The following is a 25,992-nucleotide window of genomic DNA, read 5'->3' as shown; positions in this document are numbered from 1 at the left end:
CGCTCGTGATCGCGGCGGCCGTATCGGCTGGAACCCCGTCCACGAGGTCTGCAAACACCTCCCGCGCGTGGTGGTGAGGGGCTCGATTTCCGCTTTCAGCCCCGCCTCGATGACGATCGGATGACAAAAATGTGCGTCGGGTGGCGTGCAGGATTTCCTCTGTCTCTCGTCACTTAAGCCCACATCCCGCAGTTTTCCGCGGCGTACCGGCGGCATGCACGATACGAATGGGCTTGATCGTCTAAAATAGTATTATATACAGATGACAAAGTGTTCTCGTGTGGGGAGGTTGAAAATGAGAGTGATTACACGCGCCCTGACCGGCGCCGCGACTCTGGCCATCATCGGCGGCATGTCCGCAACGGCGCACGCCCAGGATGCCGCTTCGGCCGACGACAGCATCGTCGTCACCGGTATCCGCGCCAGCCTGGAATCGGCGCAGGAGCGCAAGCGCACCGCCGACGCGATTGTCGACTCGATCGTCGCCGACGATATCGGCAAGCTGCCCGACAGCAACACGACCGAAGCGTTGCAGCGCATTTCGGGCATCCAGATTTCGCGCGACCGTGGCGAAGGCGGCTCGGTGGCGATCCGTGGGCTCACGCAGGTTCTCACCACGATCAACGGGCGCGACATTTTCACCGCCGGCGGCGGTCGCGGCTATAATCTCCAGGATTTTCCGTCCGAACTGCTCGGTGGCGTCGATGTCTACAAGACGCCGACTGCCGATCTGATCGAAGGGGGCATCGGCGGCGTGATCGACCTGCGCACGCGCAAGCCGCTCGATTTCGACGGGTTCGAACTCAGCGGCAGCGTGCGCGGCCGCTACGAGACGCTCGCGGACAAGATCGATCCGCTGGTCTCCGCGCTGGTCAGCGACCGGTGGAATGTCGGCGGCGGCGAGATGGGGCTGCTGCTGAGCGGTTCCTACCAGGAGCGGTCGTTCCGTTCCGACGTCATCTCGAACGGTGCGCCGTCGTTGCGCAGCGATATCATTCCGGGGCAGCAGATCTACACGCCCAACGGCGATTACGAGCCGCTCATCAACGGCAAGCGCCGCCGCATCGGCCTTCAAGGCGCGTTCCAGTGGAAGCCGAACCCCGATCTCGAGATCTTCGCCGAGGCGGGCTATCAGGAATTCCGCTCGCTCCAGCAGCAGCGCGGGCTCAACAACCCGACCAACGGGCGCGCTGTCGATCCCGACACGGTGACGCTCTATGAGGGGACGAGCGACTTCAAGTCGGGCACGTTCCTCGACGTTCCGATTACCACGTACGGCGTCCAGCGCGACACCTACGACAAGAACCAGCAATATACGATCGGCGCCAAGCAATTCTTCGGCGAATCGTCGATTTCGAGCGAGTTCACCTATCAGAAATCGACCAACGAACTCTATTACTCGGAACTCGATCTCGCCACGGTGCTGCCGCGGCTGACGATCGATACGAGCGGCAAGGTGCCCTCGGCGCTGGTCGACGGTATCGATCTGAGCGATATCAACAATTACAATATCGGCCCGCTGACGCGCAGCGAGAACCACTATAAGGGCGATTCCTACGCCGGGCGGATCGACGGCGATTTCAAGATCGACAATTCTTTCCTGACGGCCTTCAAGGCGGGCTTCCGCTATCAGAAGCTCAGCACGTCGTTCGTGCCGATCCGCTTCTATCAGGGGCCGGCGACGACGACCTCGGCCGCGGCGTTCGCGGGGTTGTTCGAATCGATGCCCTTCAAGGACTATTTCGACGGGACGTCGCGCCTCGAGCATGATTATCTGACCGCGATCACCTCCAATCTCGGCAATGCCGCCGATTGGGAGAATGTGCGCCAGACGATTGGGCTGACCAACAAGCCGGCGGTCGATCCGAAGTCGGTCTACAACATGTCCGAAGAAACGCTGGGCGGTTATGCCCGGCTCGATTTCGGCACCAGCGGTGCGATTCCGATCGACGGTAATATCGGCGTCCGGGTGATCAAGACCAAGCTGAGCATTGACGGCAATCAGGCGGTCAACGGCGTGGTTGAACCCGCGTTCTGGGATTCGAGCTATGTCAGCGCGTTGCCGAGCGCTAACTTGCGCGTGCACTTCACCGATCGGCTCCAGCTTCGCCTCGCGGCGTCGCAGTCGCTGACGCGGCCGAACTTCAGCCAGTTGTCGCCGGCGCTGACGCTGGTGCCGGCGCAGGGCCAGGGTTCGGGCGGCAACCCCAACCTGAAGCCGCTGCGCGCCGATGCCTTCGATGCCTCGCTCGAATATTATTTCTCGCGCACGGGCTCGCTCTATCTCGCGGGCTTCTATCGCAAGGTGAAGGGCTTCATCTTCACCAACGGCAATACGCAGACGATCGACGGCATCGAATATGTCATCACGCAGCCGACCAACGGGCGGAGCGGGGAGATCAAGGGCGTCGAAATCGGCGGCCAGACCTTCTTCGATTTCCTGCCCGGGCCGTTCGACGGTTTCGGCATCCAGGCGAACTACACCTATGTCGACAGCTCGACTCCGGCCATCATCCCGACCGAGCTGACGCCGCTGCCCAATCTGTCCAAGAGCAGCTTCAACGTCGCCGGCTTGTACGAGAAGGGCGGGCTGTCGGCGCGCGTCGCGTACAATTATCGGTCGAAGTATCTCAGCGGCATCTACGGGCTGAGCCACGGGGCGGGCGTGCCGCCGGAACTCCTGCCGGTTTATGCCAAGGGCTATGGCTGGCTCGACGCGTCGATCGGCTATGACATCACCAAGCAGATCACGGTGACGCTCGAGGGCAGCAACCTGCTGCAACGGCGTGAGTTCACCTATTACGGCTCGCCGACACGGCCCAACGGCCGCTCGATCGATGACCGCCAGATCATGGCCGGCATCCGCTTCAAGCTGTGATCCGAACGCGGCGGGCGGCGGTACGTAAAATGGCCGCCCGCCAGTGTTTCGACGATATGCAGGTGACCCGTGTCCGCTTCGCCTTTTAAGCTCCTCCACCCCTCCCCCGCGGCTTCGGCCGTGGGGGATTTTTTTATCTCCCGGCGCGGGATGCTCGCCGGGTTGGCGTCAGGGGGCGGGTTGGCCGCCGTTCCGGCGCTGGCGCGACCCGCGCCGTTCGACATCGCCCCTTATCGCACGCCCTACAAATTGGATCGGCTCATCGTGACCCGGTCCGACGATCCCGCGGCGTTCGATTCGAAATTCGTGGATGCGCCGCTGGTGATCCGCGGGCCTGATCGCTTCTACATGTATTATTACGGCTTCGACGGAGTCGGCTATCAGACTGGCCTGGCCGAATCCGACGATCTCCTCAACTGGCGCAAGCGCGGTATCGCGCTCGGGCGCGACCTGTCGTCGCCGATCACGCGCTACAATGTGGCGATGTCGTCGATCCTGCGCGAACCCGATCTCCACGCCAAAGGCCGGCCGATCAAGGTCGGCGGGCGCTATCTGGCGAGCTGGAACGCCTATCCGCGGCCGGGCATGGAGGAAGGGCCGGCGGTGATCGGCCTCGCCTGGAGCGACGACCTGATCCGCTGGCATCGCGACGACACGCCGATCCTGCGGCCCGAGGACGGCGCCGAATGGGAGCAAGCCGGGCTCTATCGCTCGTATCTGATCCGCGACGGCGGCATCTATTATCTGTTCTACAACGCCAAGAATCACGACACCCCCTGGCTCGAGCAGATCGGTGTCGCGACCTCGCGCGATCTCAAGACGTGGCGGCGCCACCCCGGCAATCCGATCCTCAAGGTCGGCGAACCCGGATCGAACGACGCGCGGTTCGTGGCCAACCCCTGTGTGATGCGCCACAACGGCCTGTGGGTGATGTATTATTACGGCTATACGTCGCGGCGCGGTGCGCGCGACCTGCTGGCGATCGGCCGCGATCCCTTTCGTTTCGAGAAAGTCGCCGAGCCGATGATCGATCGCGGCGAACCCGGCAGCATCGACGAAACCCACGCGCACAAGCCGTCGGTGATCTGGCACGACGGCGCGCTCTACCATTTCTATGCCGCGGTGGCGGGCCAATATCCCGACGAGGTCCGCGGCGTCGCCGTCGCGCGGTCGGTTCCGTGGTGAGGCGGGTGTTGCGCAAGCTCGGTTTCGCCGCGGCGCTGCTCGCGATGCCGGTGGCGACAGCAGCGGCGCCCGCGCCTGCACCTGAAACCTTGCCGTGGCTGAGCGTGTCCGCCGAAGGACGATATCTGCGCGCGGACGGCAAGCCGTTCTTCTGGCTCGGCGATACCGGCTGGCTGATGCTTTCGCGGCTGAACCGTGAGGAAACCGAACATTATCTGGCCAAGCGCGCGGCGCAGGGTTTCAACGTCATCCAGGTGATGGTGCTGCATTCGCCGGAAATGACGAGCCGTTACGGCGCGCCCGCACTCGATGGCGGCGATCCGGCGCATCCGCACGTCACCCCGGGGCGCGATCCGGCGCGGCCGGGCGAATATGATTTCTGGGATCATCTCGACTGGGCGGTCGATCGCGCAGCGGCGCACGGCCTCTATCTGGCGCTGGTGCCCTCGTGGGGCTCGCTTGCCTCGAGCGGCAAGCTCAACCCCGCAAGCGCCGAGGTCTACGGCCGCTTCCTCGCCGAGCGTTATGGCGACAAGTCGAACATCGTCTGGCTCAACGGCGGCGATACGCTCGGCAATGAGAATACCGAGACGTGGCAGGCGCTGGGGCGCACGATCAAGGCGGCCGATCCGCGCCACCTGATGACCTTCCATCCGTTCGGCCGCACCGATTCGTCGTGGACCTTCCACCGCGCGCCGTGGCTCGATTTCAACATGTTCCAATCGGGCCACCGAACCTACGATCAGGAAGATCCGGGCGCGCGCAGCGAAGACAATTGGCGTTTCGTCACCGAGGATCTGGCACTGTCGCCGCCCAAGCCGACGATCGACGGCGAGCCTTCCTACGAGAACATCCCGCACGGGCTGCACGACACTACCCAGCCGCGCTGGGGCGCTGCCGATGCGCGCCGCTACGCCTGGTGGGCGGTGTTCGCCGGGGCGATGGGGCATAGCTACGGCGAAAACAGCGTGATGCAGATGTACGTGCCCGGCCGCGACAAGCCGGCCTATGGCGCCGAGTTGCGCTGGGAAGAAGCGCTCGACGCCCCCGCCGCGGGCCAGATGCGGCATCTCAAGCGGCTGATGTTGTCGCGCCCCTATTTCGAGCGCGTGCCCGATCAGTCGCTGATCCTCGATAACGGGGTCCGTTACGACCGCGTGCTCGCCACGCGCGGGCGCGATTACATGATGGCGTACAGCTATACCGGCCGCCCGTTCCGGGTCCGGCTCGGCGCGATCGAGGGCAGGCGCGTCCGCGCCGCCTGGTATTCGCCGCGCACCGGCGAGACGCAGGCGATCGGAAATTTCGACAACCGCGGCGAGCGGCGCTTCGTGCCGCCCGGCACGCCGGCGCCCGGCAACGACTGGGTATTGCTGCTCGACGACAGTACGACAGGGAGGACACCATGATTTCGCGCCGGACCATGCTGATGGGGGCATCCGCCCTCGCCACGACACCCACATGGTCCGGCGCTCTCGCGGCGACTGCCAAGCCCGGTAGCGATCCCTATCTGCACCCCGGCGGGGTGCGCACGCTCGGCGAGTTCGATTACGATCAGGTCGCCTTGCTCGACGGCCCTGCGCTCACCCAGCGCGAGATGACGATGGCGGTCGTCCAGACGGTGCCCGAAGATAATCTGCTCAAGACGTTCCGTCAGCAGGCGACGTTGCCGGCGCCCGGACTCGATATGGGCGGTTGGTACGATGGCGCGCATGGCGGCGGTGGCGGGGGCATTTTCGGCCAATGGGTATCGGGGCTGGCGCGTTATGCCAAAGCCACCGGATCGAAGGCGGCGCGCGACAAGGTCGGCCGGTTGCTCGACGGCTATGCGCTCACCGTCGCGGGTGACGGGGGGATGCTCGCCGGGCCGGCGGGCGAAGGCGCCTATTTCTTCGACAAGATGGCGTGCGGGTGCATCGATGCCGCCGAACACGCCGGCTATCGGGGTGCCTGGCCGTTGCTTAGCCGCGTGACCGATCTCGTCCATCCGCGGCTTCCCGAAAAGGCGCTCACGCGCGAGGAGCAGATCGCGCGCAAGATGCGGCGCACCAACGACGAGAGCTATACGATCCCCGAGAACCAGTTCCTCGCCTGGCAGCGCAGCGGCGAGGCGCGCTACAAGGCGATCGGCGAGCAGTTCCTGATGGACGACAGCTTCTTCGATCCGCTCGCCGCCGATCAGAATGTGCTGCCGGGCCTGCACGCCTATAGCCATGTCAACGCCTTGTGTTCGGGCGTGCAGGCGTATCTGACGCTCGGCGACGAGAAATATCTGACCGCCGTCACCAACGCGTTCCGCATGATTCAGGAGCAAAGCTGGGCGTCGGGCGGCTGGGGGCCGGGCGAGTTCTTCATCAAGCCGGGGTCGGGCGAACTGGCCGAGACGCTGTTCCGCAATTTCAAGTCAAGCTTCGAGACAGTGTGCGGCTCTTACGCACACTTCAAGCTGACCCGCTATCTGCTGCGCATCACCAAGGATTCGCGTTACGGCGACAGCATGGAGCGCGTGTTCTACAACACCGTGCTCGGCGCGATGCCGATGCTCGCCGACGGCAGCGCCTTCTATTATTCGGACTATAAGCTCCACACGGGCAAGAAGATTTATTACGGCGCGAAATGGCCGTGTTGCGCGGGCACGCTGCCGCAAGTCGTCAACGATTATGCGATCAGCGCGTATATGCACGATGCCGATGGCGTCTATGTGAACCTCTATCTGCCGTCGCGCGTGTCGTGGACGCAAGGGGGCGCGAAGGTCGCGATCGAGCAGCGCACCGATTATCCCGTCGGCGCGCAATCGACGCTGGCGCTGTCGGTCTCGCGCCCGACGCGGTTCGCGCTGCAACTGCGCGTTCCGGGCTGGGCGACAGGCGGCGCGACGATCAGCGTCAATGGCGAACGTTTTCCAGGCGCTGCCGATGCAGGGAGCTTTGCGACGATCGATCGTGTCTGGCGCGAGGGCGATCGGGTGGTGATCGAGCTGCCGATGACGGTGCGGCTCCAGCCGATCGACGCCGAGCATCCGAACCTGTGCGCGTTGCTGCGCGGGCCGCTGGTGCTGCATGCGATCGGTCCGCAGGGAGCGATCCCGCGCCGTGCGTTCGACACGCTCAAGCAGGTGTCGTCCGGGCCGCCGCAATGGACGCTGGAGGCGACCGCAGGCACGTTGCGCCTGCGGCCGTTCATGTACCTCCACGACGAGGACTATGTGACCTATTTTTCGGTCACTTGATCGCGATCTCGTCGGCGAACACGATCCGCACCGGGCCGAGCAGCCCTGAATCGAGCAACGGCTCGTCCTTCGAATAGAAGGTCCAGGGCGAGAAGGTCACCCGCCCGCCCGCGGGCTTGGGCTGGCCCTGCTTGTACCAGTCGGGCAGCGCGGTGATCTTGCGCGCCATGATCGGTGTCTTCTTGCCGTCGGCGGAGAACCGCTCGCCCACCGGCCATTCGGCATCGACGAAATTGCCCTCCTCGGGCAGCGCCGCGTCGGCGATCATGCGGTTGGCCCACAGGTTGGTGACCGCCAGCGAGACGCTGTTGGCGCCTGCGTGCACGACATCGGTGATGTCGACGCGATACGGCTCCTTCCAGGTGACGCCCAGATCCTTGCCGTTGACGGTCACGCTCGACAACACCTCGACACGGCCGAGGTCGAGATAGACCCGCCGCCCCTTGCGAAGCGATGCGGCGGGCACGTCGATCGTGCGCGTATAGGTGGCGGTGCCGGAAAAGTGGCGGATGCCCTCGTCGGCATTGCGGCTCAGGCTTTCGAGCGTCGGCAGCACGGTTTGTGCCGGGGCGCCGCGGCCGGGCTGGAAGGCGACCGTCCACGGCCCCTCCACGACGCGCGGCGCCGGCACCTTCGCGGTGAAGCGGGCGCCCGTGCTGGTCGTATAGCGACCGCTTTCCCATGCCAGCGCGTGCAGCGCGCCGTTGTCCGTGCGGGTGAGTTCGGCGGGCATCGCGGCGACCGCCGGGGCGGGCGGCCCCGCTGCCGCCTCGGCTGCGATGTCGGCCGGCGTCAAAGCACGCGCGACTGTATCGGCGGGCGTGAAATTGCCCTCGAAGAAATAGGTGACGCCGTTGGGCGACGCTGGATCATTGCCGCCCGCGAACACCGTGCGACCGCTCTTGAGGCCGGTGCGCACCAGCTTGCCGTTCAGATAGAGCTTGGGGGTGCCCCGATCGTAGACCAACGCGACGTGCGTCCAGCCCGAAACCGGCTGATGGCTGACGAGCACCGCAGGCACCTCGTCGGGTGAGGCGCGCTCGATCACGAAGGCGCCGTTGCGGCCGAGCGCGAGCCCCGCCACCGCGGTGCCGTCGCCGTGCATGTCGCGGCCCGAGCGCGCCGAGACGAGATAATTTTTCCCCGTTTCGTTGATGCGTCCCTCGATCGTTTCGTCGGGCATCAGCCGCAGGTCGATATCGGGCTTGGCCCATAGCGAGATGGTGAAGCTGTCCCGCGGCGCGGCCGGCGGGGTAGGGGCAGGTGCGGTCACATCGGCGAAGCGGCGGCCATCCTTCGCCACCCAGGCAACGCCCGTCGCGGCCTGTGCCCGATCGAGCATCACGAAGGTCGACCCCGCGGGCGACAGATCGAAGACCACGCGGGTCGTCGTCGCGTCGCTCTCGAACAGCGCGGGGCGGCTGATGGTGCCGGTTTCGGCATTCCAAAGCTGCGGGGCGGCATCGCCGACGCGGAAGGTGCAGGTCACCGTTTCCGCCCGCCGCTCACGGTTGGCGACGAAATACATGTCGCTCGCGGCGAGCGCGCGGTGCATCCACACCACCTGGCCGCCGGGGTGCGAGGTCGTGCATTGCGCGTCGGGCGCGACGCCGATCCTGGCGAGCGCGTCGCCAACCGGGCCGGAGGCGAACACGCGGCCCTTGCCGACGCGGCGATCGGGTTCGCCGCTGCCCCACACGGCTTGAACCGCGGCGTGGAAATCGGTGTCGCCATCGGTCTTGCCGGCCAGCGTCATCGGATGCACCGGGCGCGACCCCATGATCGCCATGCCCTGTTCGACGAATTCGCGCAGCCTGGCGGCGAGCGTCGGGGTCATGCCGTCGATGCCGTCGGGGATGACGAGCATCCGGTAGCTGGCACCGTTGGGAAGCACGATCCGCCCGTCCTCGATCCGGGCGCGCGTCAGCAGTACCTCGGCGTTGACGAGATCATATTGATAGCCCGCGGGCACCTTCGGATCGAAATGCACGCCGATCTTGGGGTTGGTATCGGACGACACGTCGGGCCGGACATATTCGGACTGATTGGGGCTGTCTTCGCCGATGAAATAGAGCAGATCGGCGACATACGTCCCCTTGCGCAGCATATATTGCGCGCGGGTGAGGTAATCGATCCAAGCCCGCCCCTGCCCGAACCAGGTGTTCGAGCGGTCGAGGTTGATGCCCCACGGCCCCATGACCATGCCCGGTGCCGCCTTGGGGTCGGGCTGATGCGCGGCGCGATGGAACAGGATCTGGTTGACGCCGAGCGCGAACATCTGATCGCCCAGCGTCTTCATCGAATAGGGGAAATCCTGCCAGCGGCTGGTCTCCGCCTCACCGGTGAAGGCTTCGGCGGCGATCACGTCCTTGCCGTAAATGTGCGCGGCGGAGGCAACCATCTTGACGGTGCGGTTGTCTGTCCACGGCGTACGCGACCAGAATTCGCTCGTCGGTATCTGCGCGCGGCCCGAGACCTGCAACGCGTCGAACGCGCCGGGGCCATAGCCCTCGACGAAGAAGCGCAGCCCGGCCGTGTTCGCACGCTGCTGCATCCGGCCGTAATAATTGTCCGCCATCAGATCGGCCAGCGTGCGGCGGAAATCGAACAGGAAGCGATCCGACGTATCGCGATCGCCGACGATGCGGCCCGTCAACGCGGGAAGATAGGGCCGGATATCGTAATCGTTGCGGGCCGCAAAATCGGCCGGCAGCGTCGGTGTCCAGTTTTGCAGGCCGGCTTCGAAACTGTCGATCATGGCCATGTTGAACGACTTGCCGACGAGCGACCCCGCCGCTTTCACCATTTTGCCGACGCTGTTGTCGAACTGATAATCGACTGCCGCGGTGCTCAGCTTGTCGATCTCTAGCCCGCGCCCCGCATCGGAGGCGGCGATGTTGATATGGCCGGTGCTGGTGTGGCCGAAGCGCATCACCGTCCAGCGCCCCGCCGGCGGCGTCCAGCGCAGCGTGCCATCGGCCGCCAGCTTGTCGGTGATGTCGATCACCTTGGTGGGGTCGATCGCATCGCTCGTATCGTTGTCGGCGGTGCGCCCCGCGGGATCGGCGCCCTTATCGAACGCGTGTTCGGCCTTCTTGGCCCAATCGGCGATCCGGGGGGTGGCATAGAACAATGCCTCGGCGAGCATCGTCTTGGTCGACGGCGTGATCCGGAAATGGCGGGCGGTGACCGCCGGGAAACTGAGCGCGCCGGGTGCCTCGATCCCGCGCTCGCGGGCAATCGATACCTTGCCCACGGGCCGCCACTGGACGCCATCGTCCGACGCCTCGACGGTCGCCGAGAACACGGCATCGTGCGCGCCGTAGATCGTGAAGGCGCGCGCGGTGAAGGGCGCCTTCATCGTGACGATCAGCGGCGACCCCGGCGCAATCTCGACGGCGGTGTTGAGATTGCGGTCAGTGAGCGTGGCGGCCGAAACCCCGGCACCCACGCGCATCGACGCGATCCGGTCGCGGTAATAGCTCTCATCGCCCTGCGACGCCGGGAAGGCGATCACGAAAGCGTCACGATAATAATCGCGCTTGGTATAAGGCCGGGCGAGCTTGACCGCCAGCGGCTTGCCGCCGGCGACGGTGGTTTCGGTCCACACGATCTGCTGCATCGACAGCGCGGGCGTGACCCACGGCCCGCCGCTCGACGACCAGCCCGGCGCGTTGTGCAATCCGACTTCAAGGCCGAGTTCGTCGGCCTTGGTTGCCATGTGGGTCATCAGATCGAGCCAGTGCGGGCTCATATAATCGACCGGCCCCTTGGGCACGTCGCTGCTGCCGTCGAACATCATCGCGCCGCCGAGGCCGATCTCATGCATTCCGGTCAGGTCGGAATCGAGCCCCTCCTTGGTGACGTTGCCGTTCATCCAGTGATAGAAAGTGCCCGGCCGTGCGCTCATCGGCGGATCGCGGAAGGTTTCGGCATCGGGCGCCGCTGAGGGGGTGGGCGCGGGCGCGGGCGCGGGCGCAGGGGCGGTGGCGCGGTCCTGCGCGGTGGCCGCCGTCATCGCCAGCGCCGCCAGCGCGCTGCCCGTCGTCCATCGTCCGATCGCTCTCATCATCGACTCCTGCTGTCCTCTAAAGATTGAATTCGCGCCGGATCGCGGCGCCATGCTGATCGATCGCCGGCGCTCCGGCGGGGTTGCTTGCGCGCGCGCCGTCGATGCGCAGCGGTGGGCGGGTGGTGGTTACGACGTCGGTCTCCTGAAGCATCCCGAGCCGCGCGAACGCGTCGGAGGCGAGCAGGGCGGGCCAGTCGAGCACCGGCGCGCACCAGATGTCGTGCGCGCGCAGCACCGCCATCCAGTCGTCGGTGGTCCGCTGGACGATCCGCCCCGCGATGCGCGCCTTGATCGCGTCGCGATCGGCAAAGGGATCGCCGCTGAGATCGAGTCCGAGCAGCGGTGCCAGCCGATCGAGCGGCATCATCGCCAGTGCGAGCCAGCCGTCGCTCGTGCGATAGACGCCGTAGGGGGCGCCCAGATAGGCGTGCGCATTATCCACCGCGGCACGGCGTGGCAGCCGGCCGCCATCATTGAGGTGCGTCGTCAACACCTCGAACTGGTAATCGATCAGCGCTTCGAGGAGGCTGGTCTCCACCAGCGCGCCCGTGCCGTCGATGCCGCGGCGCACCAATGCCGCGAGCACGCCTTCGACCAGCACATGCCCCGCGAGCATGTCGGCGATCGACAGCCCGACCGCCTGCGGCCCGTCACCGGCATCACCGTTGAGCCACATCGCGCCCGAGAGCGCCTGCGCGAGCAAATCCTGCCCCGGCAGATCGGCCCAGGGGCCGTCATCGCCGTACCCGCTGATGGTGCCGACGACGAGCCGGGGATTGGCCGCGCGCAAGACGGCCGGGCCGACGCCAAGCCGATCGGCGACGCCGGGGCGGAAGTTCTGGATCACCACGTCGGCGTGCGTCGCGAGGCGCACCAGCGCCGCCCGATCGGCATTGATCTTGTAGTCGAGCGCGATGCTCTGCTTGCCGCGATTGATCGCGTGAAACAGCGTCGAGGCACCGTCGATATCGGTATCGGAGAGATAGAGCGTGCGGCAGATGTCGCCCACGCCCGGCCGCTCGACCTTGATGACGCGCGCGCCGAGATCGCCAAGCCGCAGCGCCGCCGACGGGCCCGACAGGAATTGCGCCATATCGATGACGAGCAGCCCGTCGAGCGGCGGGGACGTCGTCATCGGCTGTTCCGGTACAGATCGTTGAGCGCGGCCAGCGCCGACACCGCATCCTCATCGGCGCGCAACGCGGTGTTGAGGCGTTCGGAGGCGGCGTGCTGGAACGCCATGTAGCCGTCGTGGCGCGGGCGCAGCCATGCGCGATCGAGCGACGCGCGCGTGTTCGTATAGAAGCCGTCGACGGGGTCGTTCACCGCCGCATCGCTCCATGCGTCGGCATGGGCGGGTTGCCCCCCCGCGGCGGCATAGAGCCCGCGTTGCACCGCGCCGCTCGCCACCCATTGCGCGAACCGCGCGGCCTCGGCGGGCGCTTCGCCGAAAGCGGAAACGGCGATGCCGGTGCCGCCGAGCGCGGAACCTTGCGGATCGGCCGACGGCAGATCGGCGAAAGCGATACGGACGGCGCGGAAATCGGCGAGCGCATAATTCATATAGCCATAGATCAGCGGCGACACCGCGATCGGCGATTCGGGTGTGGCCATCGCCTCGAGCACCGCGATCGGATCCTGCGTATAGGCGTCGGGGCCGACGAGGGCGGCCAACGCCGCCAGGCGATCATAGGCGGTGCGGGCCGCATCGGGGAACAGCGCGTCTTCCTCGACCGGCAGCGCCACGCCCAGCAACCCGCTGAGCGTGAACAACGACATCAGCGAATGCGGTGGGCGCAGCGCGAGCGCCAATCGCCCGTCGCGCGCCAGTGCGCTCACCGCATCCCAATCGGCGGGCGGGCCGGCGATCCGGCCGGGCACCCATGCCTGCACCTGCGCCGCCGCATCGATTGGCAGCGCCCATTGGTGGCCGGCCCAATTGTAGCTTTCATAGGAACCGCCGACCGATCCGGCCGCGATCCCGGCAAGCGACTCGGCCTCGCAAAGCGTGTCGAGCGGCGCGAGGCAGCCGGCCTCGGCGACCTGCCCGACATGCGGATGATCGATCACGATCAGATCATAACGGCGGGCCAGTTCCTCGACGGGGAAGCTCTCGAAATCCTGCAACGAGCGGCGGTCCCAGACGATCTCCCCGCCGCCGACTGCCGCCCATGCGCGCGACGCGGCCACCAGCGGATCGTAGCCGCGCGCATGGTCCCACGTCATTCCCCGCATGTCGCTCTCCCGCTCCCGATACCGGTTGACTCGTCTCCTAACGCGCAGCATAGCTCTTGGGAAGAAATATCATATAAACATACTAATTGAGGATCCGAACGCGCATGACCGTGGTCCAGCAGGACAGCCCGCCCGACAGCGGTTTCGTCATGCCGCTCTCCGGCGTGACGGTGCTCGATTTCAGCCAGTTCCTCGCCGGTCCCGCGTGTGCGCTGCGGCTCGGTGACCTCGGCGCGCGGGTCATCAAGGTCGAGCGTCCTGACGGCGGCGACGCCAGCCGCAAGCTCTATCTCGCCGATCTCGCCTTTGATCAGGATAGTGCGCTGTTCCACGCGATCAACCGCGGCAAGCTGTCGGTCGCCGCCGATCTGAAGGATGCGGGCGACCTCGCCAAGGTGCGTGCATTGATCGCGAAGGCCGATGTGCTGATCCACAATTTCCGGCCCGGTATCATGGAGCGGCTGGGGCTCGGCTGGGAGGCGCTGTCGGCGCTCAATCCGCGGCTGATCTATGCCGGTGTCAGCGGCTACGGCCCGGTGGGCCCGTGGCGCGATCGGCCGGGGCAGGATCTGCTCGTCCAGTCGCTGTCGGGAATCGCCTGGCTGTCGGGCGATGCCGATGGGCCGCCGGTTCCGGCAGGGCTGTCGATCACCGACATGATGGCGGGCGCGCAGCTTGCGCAGGGGATTCTCGCGCTGCTGGTGCGGCGCGGGGTGACCGGGCAAGGCGGGCGTGTCGACGTCAGCCTGATCGAAACCGCGATCGACCTGCAATTCGAACATCTCGCGGTCTATCTCAATCGCGACGGCGCGATGCCCGCGCGTAGCGCGGTCGCCAACGCCAACCTCTATCTCGCCGCGCCTTATGGCTTGTACGCCACCGCCGACGGCCATCTCGCGATCGCGATGTGCCCGGTCGATCGGCTCGCGGCGGTGATCGATTGCCCGGCGCTCGCGAATTTCCCGTCCGACCGCTGGTTCGCCGATCGCGACGCGATCAAGGCGGTGTTGCGCGATCATCTCGCGACGCAGGCGACCCGCTATTGGCTCGATCGGCTGGAGCCCGCCGGGATCTGGGCGGCGCCGGTCAACGACTGGCCCGCCTTTACCGCTGATCCGGCCTTCGCCGCCCTGGAGCCGACGCAGCAGGTGCGCGCCCCCGACGGCGCGGCGTTGACGCTGACGCGGTGCCCGATCCGCGTCGATGGGCGTATTCTCACCAACGAACGCGCCGCCCCCCGGCTCGGCGCCGACACTGCCCTGATGGAGGCCAGCGATGATCGTTGAGCAATATTTCGAGGAGTATGAGATCGGCGCGGCGCGCACCAGTTTCGGCCGCACGATCACCGAAACCGATTTCGTGGTCCACGCGGGCCATACCGGCGATTTCTTCCCGCATCATATGGATGCCGTGTGGTGCGCGACGCAGGATATCGGCCAACGGATCGCGCATGGGACGATGATCTTCTCGATCGGTATCGGCCTCACCGCGACCACGATCAACCCGCACGCCATGTCGTACGGTTATGATCGGCTGCGCTTCATCCGCCCGGTGCATATCGGCGACACCATCACGACGATCACGACGATCGCCGACAAGCGCGATCATCCCAAGCGCGCGGGCCACGGGGTCGTCACCGAGAAGGTCGATATCCGCAACCAGAACGGCGAGACCGTGCTGGCGTGCGAGCATCTCTATCTCGTCACGCGGCGCCAGCCGCTCGCCTGATCATGCGCTGGCGCCCGATCCCCCTGTTGTTGTGGACGATCGTGGTGGTCGCGGCGCTCGCGGCGCTCGTGGCGCTGCGTGGCGCGGCGCGCGCCGACGCCCCGGCCGCCGTGGCCGCTAGCGGCGGGCCGCGATACGGGCTGTCGACGGTGGGGCTGAGCTATCCCTTCGCCGCCGCGATCGCCAAGGGGTTCAGCGATGCGGCGGTGGCGGCGGGCGCGACGCCGGTGGTGCTCGATGCGCAGGGCAGTGTGCAGAAACAGGCCAATGACATCGACGATCTGGTCGCGCAGCGCGTCAAGGGAATCGCGATCATGCCGCTCGATTCGGTGGTGGCGCAGGGCTGGGTCGATCGCGTGGGCCGCGCGGGCGTGCCCGTGGCGGCGGTGGCGGCGCTGGTCGGCGACCCGCGCACGCGCGCGATCGACGATGTGTATCCCGGCCTCGTCGCGCTTGCCTCGCAGGATGAGGTGGCAGCCGGTGAAGCGGCGGGCACGCTCGCCGCCGAATTGTTGCCGCGCGATCGTCCGGCGCGGATCGCGGTGATCGAAGGCGCGGCGGGCTTCCCCGAGGTCGAGCAGCGCGCGCGCGGCTTCCGACAGGGGTTGGACAAGGCGGGCGTCCGCTACACGATCGTCGCCTCGCAGCCCGGGAATTGGACAGCCGAGGGCGGCGAGGCGGCGTGCCAGAACATCCTTGCCGCGCAGCCCGACATCGATCTGCTGTTCAACGAGGCCGACGACATGGTGATCGGGTGCGCCCGCGCGGTGCGCGCCGCCGGGTCGCACGCGCGTCTGATCGGCGTCGGCGGCTCGAAGCTCGCGGTCGCCTCGATCAAGGCCGGCGCGGTCGACGGCACCGTCTGCTTCAAGCCCGAGGCGCTGGGCGCGCTCGCGTTCGAGGCGTTGCACGCGCCGCAAGCGGGGCCGCGTTTCCGCACCTATCCGATTCCCGCGGTGACGCGCGCCACTGTCGATGCGTGTGTCGGCCAATGGTGACGCTCCGCCTTGAAGGGATCGCCAAGACCTTCCCCAACGGCACCGTCGCGCTGAGCGGCGTCGATCTGGTGCTGGCGCCGGGCCGCGTCCACGGCCTGCTTGGCGCGAACGGCGCCGGCAAATCGACGCTGATCAAGATCCTTGCGGGGGCGCTGGCGCCGACCGCCGGGACGATCCGGCGCGACGATGCGGTCGTGCGCTGGTCGAGCCCGCGCGGCGCCAAGGCGGCGGGCGTCGCGACGATCTACCAGCATATCCCGTTGGTGCCGACGCTCAGCGCGCTGGAGAATATCCTGCTCGACGAAGGCGGCTGGCGGCGCCGGCGTGCCGATGCGCGCGCGCGGATCGCCGCTCTGGTCGCGTCGCTCGGCAACCCGTTCCCCCTCGATACGCCGGTTGGCGACCTGCCGATCGGCGCGCGGCAGATGGTCGCGATCACGCAGGCGCTGGCCTCGGGCGCCGAGGTCGTGGTGATGGACGAGCCTACCGCGTCGCTCGCCGGGCACGAGCGCGCGCGCGTCTATGAGACGATCCGCCGCCTCGCCGCCGAAGGCAAAGCGGTGCTGTTCGTGTCGCACTTCATCGACGAGATCATGGCGCTGACCGACGAAGTCACCGTGCTGCGCGACGGCCGTACCGTGCTCCATGCCGAGACCGCCGGGCTGGAGCCGCAGGCGATTGCCGCTGCGATCGCGGGCCGGTCGGTGACCGCGCTCGAGCGTCCTGCGGTGGCGCGGACGCCGGGCGCGCCGGTGCTCGAACTGCGCGATGTCGCCTCGCCGGGTAAGCTTGCGCCAACCAGCCTCACGTTGCGCGCTGGCGAAGTGCTGGGGCTGGCCGGAACGCTCGGCTCAGGCCGGAGCGAATTGCTGCATGCGATTTTCGGCGCCGATCCGGCGGCAACGGGGGCGGTCCTGCTCGATGGTGCGCCGGTGGGGCGCTGGCCAGACGAGGCGGTTGCCGCCGGAATCGCGCTGGTGCCTGAGGATCGCGCGCGCCAGGGCTATGTGCCGTTGCTGACGCTTGCCGAAAACATCGCCTTGCCGCGCCCCACCGGGCTGCTGCTCGATGCCGAGGCCGATCGCGTGGCGGCCGATGCGGCGATCGCGCGGCTGGCGATCAAGGCGCCGGGCGCCGATGCGCTGCCGGGCGAGCTTTCGGGCGGCAATGCGCAGAAGGTGGTGATCGCCAAATGGCTGGCGCCGACCACGCGCGTGCTGCTGCTCGACGAACCCACCGCCGGGATCGACATCGGCGCGCGCACCGACATCCTGCGTCTTGTGCGCAGCCTGGCCGATGACGGCTTGCCCGTGATCCTCGTCTCGTCCGAGTTCGAGGAATTGCTCGCGATCTGCGATCGGTTGCTGGTGCTGCGCGACGGCGCGGTGATCGGCGAGGCCGATCCGGCGACGAGCACCGAATCGGATCTTATCCTCATGACCGGGGGCGGCGCCCCTCTGGGAGCCGCTGCATGACCGACTGGCGACGTATCTTCAGCCTGCGTGAGGCGGGCGTCTATTATGCCCTGCTGCTGTTGCTCGGCGTGCTGGCCGCGCTCGCGGCGGCACGCGGGCTGCCGCTTTATCTGTCGGGGCAGAACCTCGGCAATATCGCCTATCAGGCGTCGCTGGTCGGGATCATGGGCGTCGCGATGACGGTGATGCTGATCACCGGCGCGTTCGATCTGTCGGTGGCGTCGGTGGCTGCGCTGGCGGCGGCGGTGCTGGTCGGGCTGGCGGGGCAGATCGGGTTCGTGCCCGCCGCCTTTGCCGCGTTGGCGGTTGCCGCGACGATTGGCCTCATCAACGGCGCGATCGTCCAGTTCGTCGGGATCAATGCGTTCATCGTCACGCTGGGCACGCTGACCGCGGTGCGCGGGCTGGTGCTGATTCTCACCGACGGCCGCTCGCTGATGGTCGAACAACCGCAAGTGCTCGCCCAGATGCTCGCGTTCGAAAGCACGCGCGTGCCGCTGTTCTGGCCGCTGTTGGCGCTGGGGGCGGCATTGGTCGTGCTCGGGCTGGCCAAGCGGCGGCCGTTCGTGGCGGTGGGCGGCGCGGTGCTGGGGGCGCTCGCGCTGGTGGCTGGCGCCGGTTTCAATGTGGCCGCGCCTGTGGTGTATCTCGCCGGGTTCACCGCGCTGCTCTGGTTCGTGCTCGGCTTCACCGTGATCGGCCGCCGCCTCTATGCGGTGGGCGGCAATCCCGAGGCGGCGCGGCTGTCGGGGATCAATGTCCATGCCTATCGGCTCGGCGCGTTCGTGCTGTCGAGCGTCGCCGCCGGTTTCGCGGGCGTGCTGTTCGGATGTCGGCTCGGCGCGATCAACCCGACCGCGCTGCAGGGCACCGAGTTGACCGTGATCGCCGCGGCGATCCTCGGCGGCACCTCGCTGTTCGGCGGCGCGGGCAGCGTGGTCAAGACGGTGGTCGGCGCGTTGTTGCTGTTCACGCTGACCAACGGCTTCAACATCCTCAATCTCGGCGCCAATTATCAGGGGCTGATCGAGGGTATCGTCGTCGTCGCGGCGGCCGCGATCTACACGCTGGGGGCGGAGCGCCGCCGCGCCCGCCCGGCCGCGTCCGAGCCGACGCCCGTCGAGGTGGCGGCATGACCGAGACGCTGCGCATCGCCGTCCGCAAGTTCGATCCGTTCGAAAGCGCGATCCAGAAGCAGTTCGCCGATTTCGTCGCGACGACGGGCACCGATGCGCGGTTGGAAGCGGTGGCGATGGACCTCAATCCGCTGCACGAAGCGGCGATCGAAAAGCGCGGCCTCGCGACCGGCGGCTGGGACATCGCCTTCATGGCGACCGACTGGCTCGCCGAGGCACAGGCGGGCGGCCTGCTCGAAGACCTGACGCCGCATATGGCGCGCGCGCCCGTCGCCGATTTTCCCGATGCGTGGAGCCCGTCGCTGACGACGATGCAGCGCTTCGCCGGCGGGTTCTGGGGGATGCCCTATCACGACGGCCCCGAATGCCTGATCTATCGCAAGGATCTGCTCGACGCCGCGGGGATCGCGGTGCCCGCGACATGGGATGACTTCCACGCCGCGGCGCGCGCGCTTCATGCGCCCGATCGCGACCAATATGGCACCGTGCTCGCGCTGTTCCCCGACGGGCACAACAGTTTCTACGATTTCTGCATCCACATCTGGTCGCGCGGTGGCGAGCCGTTCACCGCCGACGGCCGCCCGGCGTTCACTTCACCACAGGCGCATGACGCGCTCGATTTCCTACGGATGCTCGCTGCGGATACCGAAGCGATGGCGCCGGGCGCGCGCGATCTCGACAGCGTCAAATCGGGGCTGCTGTTCGCCGAAGGCAAGGTCGCGCTGATGGCGAACTGGTTCGGGTTTGCCGCTTATGCCGATACGGCGCCCGACAGCCGCGTGAAGGGGCTGGTCGATGTTGCGCCCTTGCCTGCCGGGCCGGGCGGGCGCAGCGTCTCGCTCAACGTGTTCTGGGTGCTGACGATCGGCAGCGGCTCGCCGCGCAAGCAACTCGCGTGGGATTTCCTGCGCCACTGCGCGACCGCGCCGATGGACAAGCTCACCACCACCGAAGGCGCGATCGGGGTCCGCAAATCGACCTGGACCGATCCCGAGATCAACGCCGACGTGCCTTATTATCACCGGCTCGACTGGCTCCACGAGCACGCGCGCGAAATGCCGCTGACGCCGAAGCTCGCCGAGATTTCGCATATCGTCGACGATATGTTGACGGCGGCGGTGACCGGCGATGCGCCGACCGCCGACCTGCTCGCCGAGGCCCAGGCGCGCGCCGAGGCGCTGGCATGAGCGCGCTTGGCCAACCTTTGCGGCAACAATGGCCGATGCCGTCGCACCCTCGCCCGATCGTGATCATCGGCACCGGCGGGATCGTTAAGGATGCGCATCTGCCCGCTTATCGCAAGGCGGGCTTCACCGTAGCAGGGCTGTACGACAATGATCGCGCGCGCGCCGACGCGTTGGCAGGCGAATGGGGCATCGGCACGGTGTTCGACACGCTCGAACAGGCCGCTGCCGCCGACGCGGTGTTCGATGTCGCCGCGCCGCCGGTGGCGCATGTCGATATCCTCTCGGCGTTGCCCGAAGGCGCGGCGGTGCTGCTGCAAAAGCCGATGGGGCTCGATCTCGCCGCCGCCACCGCGATCCGCGACACATGCCGTGCACGGCGGCTGACCACCTCGGTCAATTTCCAGCTCCGCTATTCGGCGATGATGCTCGCGGTCGCCGATGCGATCGCGCGGGGGCGGCTTGGCGACCTGGTCGAGATCGAGGTGCATCTCAACCTCGTCACACCCTGGCATCTGTTCCCGCACCTGATCCCCAACCCGCGCGTCGAGATCGTGTCGCACTCGATCCATTATCTCGACACGATCCGCGCGTTTGCGGGCGATCCCAAGGGCGTGTTCGCGCGCAGCTATGCACATCCGTCGAGCCCGCTTGCCGACACGCGCACCACTGCGATCCTCGATTACGACGCGCCGCTGCGGGTGGCTTTGTCGATCAACCATCACCACGAATTCGGCCGCCGCTTTCAGGATGCGTCGTTTCGGGTCGAGGGCAGCGATGGCGCGATGATGATCAAGCTCGGGTTGCTGCTCGATTACCCGACCGGCGAGCCCGACGAATTGTGGTTCGCGCCGCGCGGCGGGCCGTGGGAACAGGTGCCGCTGGGCGGCGCGTGGTTCCCCGACGCCTTTATCGGCCCGATGGCCAATCTCCAGCGCTTTGCCGCGGGCGAGGACGATCGTCTCGCCACCGCGGTCGAGGACGCATGGAAAACGATGGCGCTGGTCGAAGCGTGCTATCGTGCCGCCGCCGCGCCTGCCTATCCAATTCCCACCGAATGAACGAAGGATCCCCAGTGATAGACCTTTCCGGCAAAACCGCGCTTGTCACCGCCGCCGCGCAGGGCATCGGCCGCGCGTCGGTGACGGCGCTCGCCGCCGCCGGCGCGCGCGTGATCGCGACCGACATCCACGCAGGCGCGCTCGATGGCCTTGCGGGCGATGCTGTGACCACGCTTGCGCTCGACGTGCTCGATCCCGCTGCGATCGCAGCGGTGGTCGGTGGTGCGGGTGCTATCGACATCCTGTTCAATTGCGCGGGCGTGGTCCACGGCGGCGCGTTGCTTGAGGCGACCGACGCCGATCTCGACTTCGCCTATGAACTCAACGTCAAGGCGATGACGCGGATGTGCCGCGCGGTGCTCCCCGGCATGCTCGCGAAGGGTGACGGCGCGATCATCAACATGGCTTCGGTCGCGTCCAGCGTGAAGGGCGTGCCCAACCGCTTCGTCTACGGCGTCACCAAGGCGGCGGTGATCGGGCTCACCAAGGCGGTCGCCGCCGATTATGTCGGCAAGGGCATCCGCTGCAACGCGATCTGCCCGGGCACGGTCGAGACGCCCTCGCTCAACGAGCGGCTGGCGGCGCAGGGCGATTACGAGGCCACCCGCGCGGCGTTCGTCGCGCGCCAGCCGATCGGGCGGATCGGCACGCCCGAGGAGATCGCCGATCTCGTCGTCTATCTCGCAGGCGCGACCTATACGACCGGCCAGATCCACAATATCGACGGCGGCTGGTCGATATGAAGCGCTTGTTGCTCGCAACCGCCGCGCTGATGCTCGCGGCGCCGCTGCCGGTGGCCGCCGATACGGTGGCGCCTGCCGGCCAGCAGCAGTTCGACAAACTGTGGCTCGGCTCGGCCTGGTATCCCGAGCAATGGCCCGAGGAACGCTGGGCCGAAGACCTGCGGCTGATGAAGGCGCACGGCGCCAACGTCGTGCGGATCGGCGAATTCGCGTGGAGCCGGATGGAGCCCACCGAAGGCGCCTATGACATGAGCTGGCTGGTCCGCGCGGTCCGGCTCGCGGCGAAATACGACATCAAGATCGTGATCGGCACCCCCACCGACACGCCGCCGGCGTGGATGACGCAGAAATATCCCGAGGTGCTGCGCATCGACGGCGATGGCAAGCGGCTCGGCCACGGTGGACGCCGCCAGTTCTCGATTTCGTCGACGCTTTATCGCCAGTTCAGCCGCGACATCGTGTCGCACATGGCCGACGCGCTGGGGCACGAGCCTAACGTGATGGGCTGGCAGATCGGCAACGAATATACCGACGAAAGCTATGGGCCTGACGCGCAGGCGGCCTGGGTCGCGTGGCTCGAACGGCGCTTTGGCACGCTCGACAAGCTCAACGCGGCCTGGACGACCGATTATTGGTCGCAGACCTATACGGCGTGGGATCAGGTGCCCTTCAACACCGAGAAGGGCAATCCCGGCCTGATGCTCGAGCAGAAGCGCTTCATCACCAGCCAATGGGTCGATTTCCAGAAGAATCAGTTCGATGTGCTGCGCGCGCGCGTGGCGCCGTCGCAATTCATCACCACCAATCTGGGCGGGCTCGGCTGGGCCAACAAGTTCGACCGTTACGAGATCAACCGCGACCTCGATTTCGCGTCGTGGGACAATTATGTCGGCACCGGCCATTTGCAGGCCTATCGCAACGGCGCCTCGCACGATCTGGTGCGCGGGTGGAAGCGCAAGAATTTCTGGGTGATGGAAATCCAGCCCGGGTTCGTGAACTGGGCACCGGTCAGCAACATGCTCTATCCCGGCGAGACGCGGGCGATGGCGTGGCAGGCGATCGGGCACGGCTCCGACGGCATCCTCTATTGGCAGTGGCGCAACGCGCTCAACGGGCAGGAGACGATGCACGGCTCGCTGATCGGCCCCGACGGCAAGCCGCTGCCGATCTATGACGAGGTCGTCCGGATCGGGCGCGACATGGCGAAGGCCTCGCCGGTGCTGGCGGGCACGCACCCGGTGTCGCCGGTCGCGATCCTCCAGGATTATCCGAGCCGATGGGCGATCGATTTCCAGTTGCAGCACAAGGATTACGACCAGATCGGCGTGCTGCTCGATTATTACCGGCCGCTCAAGGATGCGCTGGGGGCGGTCGATATCGTCGAGGCGGCAGGGCCGCTCGATGCCTACAAGCTGGTGGTCGCACCGAGCCTGAATATCATCACCGACGACCAGGCGGCGAAATTCACCGCTTATGTCAAAGCCGGCGGCAATCTGATCCTCGGGCCGCGCTCGGGGATGAAGGATGAATACAACCGGCTCGATCCCATCCGGCAGCCCGGGCCGCTTGCCGAATTGCTCGGCGGTCAGGTCGAGCAATATTACGCGCTCGACGAAACGGTCGCGGTGGGTGACGGGACGGCGGCGATCTGGGCCGAGCGGCTCGCCGCGACCGCGCCCGATACCGAAACCGTCCTCACCTACGGCAAGGGCAATGGCTGGCTCGACGGCCGCCCCGCGGTGATCCGCCGCAAGGTCGGCAAGGGCACGATCACCTATGTCGGCGCGCTGGTCGACGACACGGTGATGAAGCAACTGATCGACGGCGCGCTGGCGCATGCCGGGGTTGCGCGCGATTTCGCGATGCCCGAGGACGTCGAACTGATGACCCGCGAGGGCAAGGGCCGCCGCGTGTTCATCCTCATCAACCACGGGCGCGAGACGCGCTCGGTCGCGTTGCCGCGGCCGATGGCGGATGTGCTCGGCAAGGGTAATGTCTCCACGCTCACGCTGGCGCCCGAAGGCGTCGCCGTTCTTTCGGAAAGGAGCACCGATGCTGCTCGAAAATAAGGTCGTCCTCGTCACCGGCGCGTCGGCGGGGATCGGCCGCGCGGTCGCGATCGGCTGCGCACGCCACGGCGCCGATGTCGCGATCAATTTCGGCCGCGATACCGCAGGGGCTGCGGCCGCGGTCGCGGCGATCGAGGCATTGGGGCGCAAGGCCGTCGCGATCCAGGGCGATGTCGCCGAGCCCGCAACCGCGCGCGCCTTCGTCGAAGGCGCGGTGGCGGCGCTGGGGCGCGTCGACGTGTTCGTCAACAATGCCGGTATCTGCCCGTTCCATGCCTTTCTCGATATGCCCGCCGAGACGTTCGAGCGGACGATGCGCGTGAACATGCACGGCGCCTATTTCATGGTCCAGGCCGCGGCGAACCAGATGGTGAAGCAGGGCGACGGCGGCTCGATCATCGCGATGTCGTCGATCTCGGCGCTGGTCGGCGGCGAATATCAGACGCATTACACGCCGACCAAGGCAGGGGTGCTGTCGCTGATGCAATCGTGCGCGATCGCGCTCGGCAAGCATGGCATCCGCTGCAACGCGCTGCTCCCCGGCACCATCCTGACCGACATCAACAAGGATGATCTCGCCGATACGGGCAAGCGGACGTACATGGAAAAGCGCATCCCGCTGGGCCGCCTCGGCGAGCCTGACGATCTGGTCGGCCCCACGGTGTTCCTCGCCTCCGATCTCGCGCGCTACGTCACCGGCGCGTCGATGCTGGTCGACGGCGGCATGTTCGTGAACCTCCAGTGAGCAAGGCCGCTTCCACGCTCGACTATCGCACGCTCGCGAAACGGCGGCTGCCGCACTTCCTGTTCGAATATATCGACGGGGGGTCGTATGACGAGGTGACGCTCAAGCGCAACGTCGCCGATCTGCGATCGATCGCGTTGCGCCAGCGCGTGCTGACCGATGCTTCGGGGCTCGATCTGTCGACCGAATTGTTCGGGCAGAAAATGGCGCTGCCGGTGGCGCTCGCACCGATCGGCCTCGCGGGGATGAACGCGCGGCGCGGCGAGGTGCAGGCGGCGCGCGCGGCGGAGGCCAAGGGTATTCCCTTCTGCCTCTCGACCGTCTCGGCCTGCCCGCTCGATGAAGTCGCGGCGGGCACCACCAAGCCGTTCTGGTTCCAGCTCTACATGATCCGCGATCGCGCGTTCATGCGCACCTTGCTGGCCAAGGCAAAGGCATTGGGCTGCACGGCGCTGGTGTTCACCGTCGATATGCCGGTGCCCGGCACGCGCTATCGCGACTATCGCTCGGGACTCGCCGGCGCGGCGGGCATGTTGGGGTCGATGCGGCGGACGTGGCAGGCAATCAAGCGCCCCGGTTGGGCGTGGGATGTCGGCGTCAACGGCCGGCCGCACAGCCTGGGCAATGTCGCGCCGGTGCTCGGCGAGAAGTCGGGGCTGGAGGATTTCTTCGCCTGGATGGGCAATAATTTCGATCCGTCGATCTCGTGGAAGGATCTCGATTTCATCCGCGCCGAATGGGACGGGCCGCTGATCATCAAGGGCGTGCTCGACCCCGAGGATGCGCGCGAAGCGGCGGCGATCGGCGCCGACGGCATCATCGTCTCGAATCATGGCGGCCGCCAGCTCGATGGCGTGCTGTCCTCGGCGCGCGCGCTGCCGCCGATTGCTGACGCGGTGGGGGATCGGCTGACGGTGCTTGCCGATGGCGGCGTCCGATCGGGGCTCGATGTCGTGCGGATGCTCGCCTTAGGCGCCAAGGGCGTGCTGCTCGGGCGGATCTGGGCTTATGCGCTCGCGGCGCGGGGCGAAGCGGGCGTTGCCCACATGCTGAGCCTGATCGAGGCCGAAATGCGCGTCGCGATGACGCTGACCGGCGCGACCAGCATCGCCAGGATCGATCGCGCGATCCTGGCCGAGCACCCCCAGCGATCATGACGCGCGAGGGGCTGGCACACACGCCTTCATAGATATAATATTACTATTCTGGACACGCCCGCAAAGATGGGGCAAAGGCGTGTTGGTGTCCTGTCCG

Annotated in this window: 18 protein-coding genes; 15 read left to right on the top strand and 3 right to left on the bottom strand. The window is 67.0% G+C overall.

Going from position 1 to position 25,992, the window contains the following annotated elements; translation table 11 throughout:
• Positions 1-295 precede the first annotated feature (295 nt).
• The 4 genes from DFR49_RS09940 (at position 296) to DFR49_RS09925 (ending at position 7,292) form a co-directional block, all read left to right on the top strand.
• Positions 296-2,878, top strand: a complete 2,583-nt coding sequence (locus tag DFR49_RS09940) for a TonB-dependent receptor (RefSeq protein ID WP_245968353.1) — start codon at positions 296-298, stop codon at positions 2,876-2,878.
• 180 nt (positions 2,879-3,058) lie between these two features.
• Positions 3,059-4,063 carry a glycoside hydrolase family protein gene (locus DFR49_RS09935; protein WP_245968351.1) on the top strand — a complete coding sequence of 335 codons (1,005 nt, stop codon included), beginning with the start codon at positions 3,059-3,061 and terminating at the stop codon, positions 4,061-4,063.
• Positions 4,064-4,068: 5 nt separating this feature from the next.
• Positions 4,069-5,472: a glycoside hydrolase family 140 protein gene (locus tag DFR49_RS09930; protein WP_425454933.1), complete on the top strand. Its 1,404-nt coding sequence runs from the start codon at positions 4,069-4,071 to the stop codon at positions 5,470-5,472.
• Positions 5,469-7,292 (top strand): beta-L-arabinofuranosidase domain-containing protein, encoded by a 1,824-nt coding sequence (locus DFR49_RS09925; RefSeq protein ID WP_119035601.1) that lies wholly within the window; start codon positions 5,469-5,471, stop codon positions 7,290-7,292. Before DFR49_RS09930 ends, DFR49_RS09925 begins: the two co-directional genes overlap by 4 nt.
• Here DFR49_RS09925 and DFR49_RS09920 read toward each other — a convergent pair.
• From DFR49_RS09920 to DFR49_RS09910, 3 genes are read right to left on the bottom strand one after another with little or no spacing between them, the layout of a single operon-like run.
• On the bottom strand, positions 7,285-11,364 hold the full coding sequence (locus DFR49_RS09920; RefSeq protein ID WP_245968349.1) for a glycosyl hydrolase: 4,080 nt from the start codon (positions 11,362-11,364) through the stop codon (positions 7,285-7,287). The genes DFR49_RS09925 and DFR49_RS09920 overlap by 8 nt on opposite strands.
• Before the next feature lie 16 nt (positions 11,365-11,380).
• Positions 11,381-12,499 (bottom strand): CaiB/BaiF CoA transferase family protein, encoded by a 1,119-nt coding sequence (locus tag DFR49_RS09915; protein WP_119035600.1) that lies wholly within the window; start codon positions 12,497-12,499, stop codon positions 11,381-11,383.
• A complete protein-coding gene (locus DFR49_RS09910) occupies positions 12,496-13,599 on the bottom strand; it encodes an extracellular solute-binding protein (RefSeq protein ID WP_119035599.1) in 1,104 nt (367 codons plus the stop codon). The genes DFR49_RS09915 and DFR49_RS09910 overlap by 4 nt, the downstream gene beginning before the upstream one ends.
• A 104-nt stretch (positions 13,600-13,703) precedes the next feature.
• On the opposite strand from DFR49_RS09910, the gene DFR49_RS09905 reads away from it, so the two are divergent.
• From DFR49_RS09905 to lldD, 11 genes are read left to right on the top strand one after another with little or no spacing between them, the layout of a single operon-like run.
• Positions 13,704-14,885, top strand: a complete 1,182-nt coding sequence (locus DFR49_RS09905) for a CaiB/BaiF CoA transferase family protein (RefSeq protein ID WP_245968347.1) — start codon at positions 13,704-13,706, stop codon at positions 14,883-14,885.
• On the top strand, positions 14,875-15,327 hold the full coding sequence (locus tag DFR49_RS09900; protein WP_119035598.1) for a MaoC/PaaZ C-terminal domain-containing protein: 453 nt from the start codon (positions 14,875-14,877) through the stop codon (positions 15,325-15,327). Before DFR49_RS09905 ends, DFR49_RS09900 begins: the two co-directional genes overlap by 11 nt.
• Positions 15,328-15,329: 2 nt before the next feature.
• Positions 15,330-16,325 carry a sugar ABC transporter substrate-binding protein gene (locus DFR49_RS09895; protein ID WP_119035597.1) on the top strand — a complete coding sequence of 332 codons (996 nt, stop codon included), beginning with the start codon at positions 15,330-15,332 and terminating at the stop codon, positions 16,323-16,325.
• Positions 16,319-17,800: a sugar ABC transporter ATP-binding protein gene (locus DFR49_RS09890; protein WP_119035596.1), complete on the top strand. Its 1,482-nt coding sequence runs from the start codon at positions 16,319-16,321 to the stop codon at positions 17,798-17,800. The genes DFR49_RS09895 and DFR49_RS09890 overlap by 7 nt, the downstream gene beginning before the upstream one ends.
• On the top strand, positions 17,797-18,936 hold the full coding sequence (locus tag DFR49_RS09885) for an ABC transporter permease (RefSeq protein ID WP_119035595.1): 1,140 nt from the start codon (positions 17,797-17,799) through the stop codon (positions 18,934-18,936). The genes DFR49_RS09890 and DFR49_RS09885 overlap by 4 nt, the downstream gene beginning before the upstream one ends.
• Complete coding sequence (locus DFR49_RS09880; RefSeq protein WP_119035594.1) at positions 18,933-20,123, top strand: extracellular solute-binding protein; 1,191 nt, start codon at positions 18,933-18,935, stop codon at positions 20,121-20,123. Before DFR49_RS09885 ends, DFR49_RS09880 begins: the two co-directional genes overlap by 4 nt.
• A complete protein-coding gene (locus DFR49_RS09875) occupies positions 20,120-21,181 on the top strand; it encodes a Gfo/Idh/MocA family protein (RefSeq protein WP_119035593.1) in 1,062 nt (353 codons plus the stop codon). Before DFR49_RS09880 ends, DFR49_RS09875 begins: the two co-directional genes overlap by 4 nt.
• Positions 21,178-21,924 (top strand): SDR family oxidoreductase, encoded by a 747-nt coding sequence (locus DFR49_RS09870; protein WP_119035592.1) that lies wholly within the window; start codon positions 21,178-21,180, stop codon positions 21,922-21,924. The genes DFR49_RS09875 and DFR49_RS09870 overlap by 4 nt, the downstream gene beginning before the upstream one ends.
• Positions 21,921-23,993: a beta-galactosidase gene (locus DFR49_RS09865; protein WP_119035591.1), complete on the top strand. Its 2,073-nt coding sequence runs from the start codon at positions 21,921-21,923 to the stop codon at positions 23,991-23,993. The genes DFR49_RS09870 and DFR49_RS09865 overlap by 4 nt, the downstream gene beginning before the upstream one ends.
• On the top strand, positions 23,977-24,738 hold the full coding sequence (gene lra1 / locus DFR49_RS09860) for an L-rhamnose 1-dehydrogenase Lra1 (protein WP_119035590.1): 762 nt from the start codon (positions 23,977-23,979) through the stop codon (positions 24,736-24,738). Before DFR49_RS09865 ends, lra1 begins: the two co-directional genes overlap by 17 nt.
• Positions 24,735-25,895, top strand: a complete 1,161-nt coding sequence (gene lldD, locus DFR49_RS09855; RefSeq protein WP_119035589.1) for an FMN-dependent L-lactate dehydrogenase LldD — start codon at positions 24,735-24,737, stop codon at positions 25,893-25,895. The genes lra1 and lldD overlap by 4 nt, the downstream gene beginning before the upstream one ends.
• Positions 25,896-25,992: the final 97 nt, after the last annotated feature.

This window comes from Hephaestia caeni (assembly GCF_003550065.1).
GTDB lineage: Bacteria > Pseudomonadota > Alphaproteobacteria > Sphingomonadales > Sphingomonadaceae > Sphingomonas > Sphingomonas caeni_A.
Note: the sequence above shows the minus strand (reverse complement) of the source record. Positions and strands in the feature narration are given on the sequence as shown.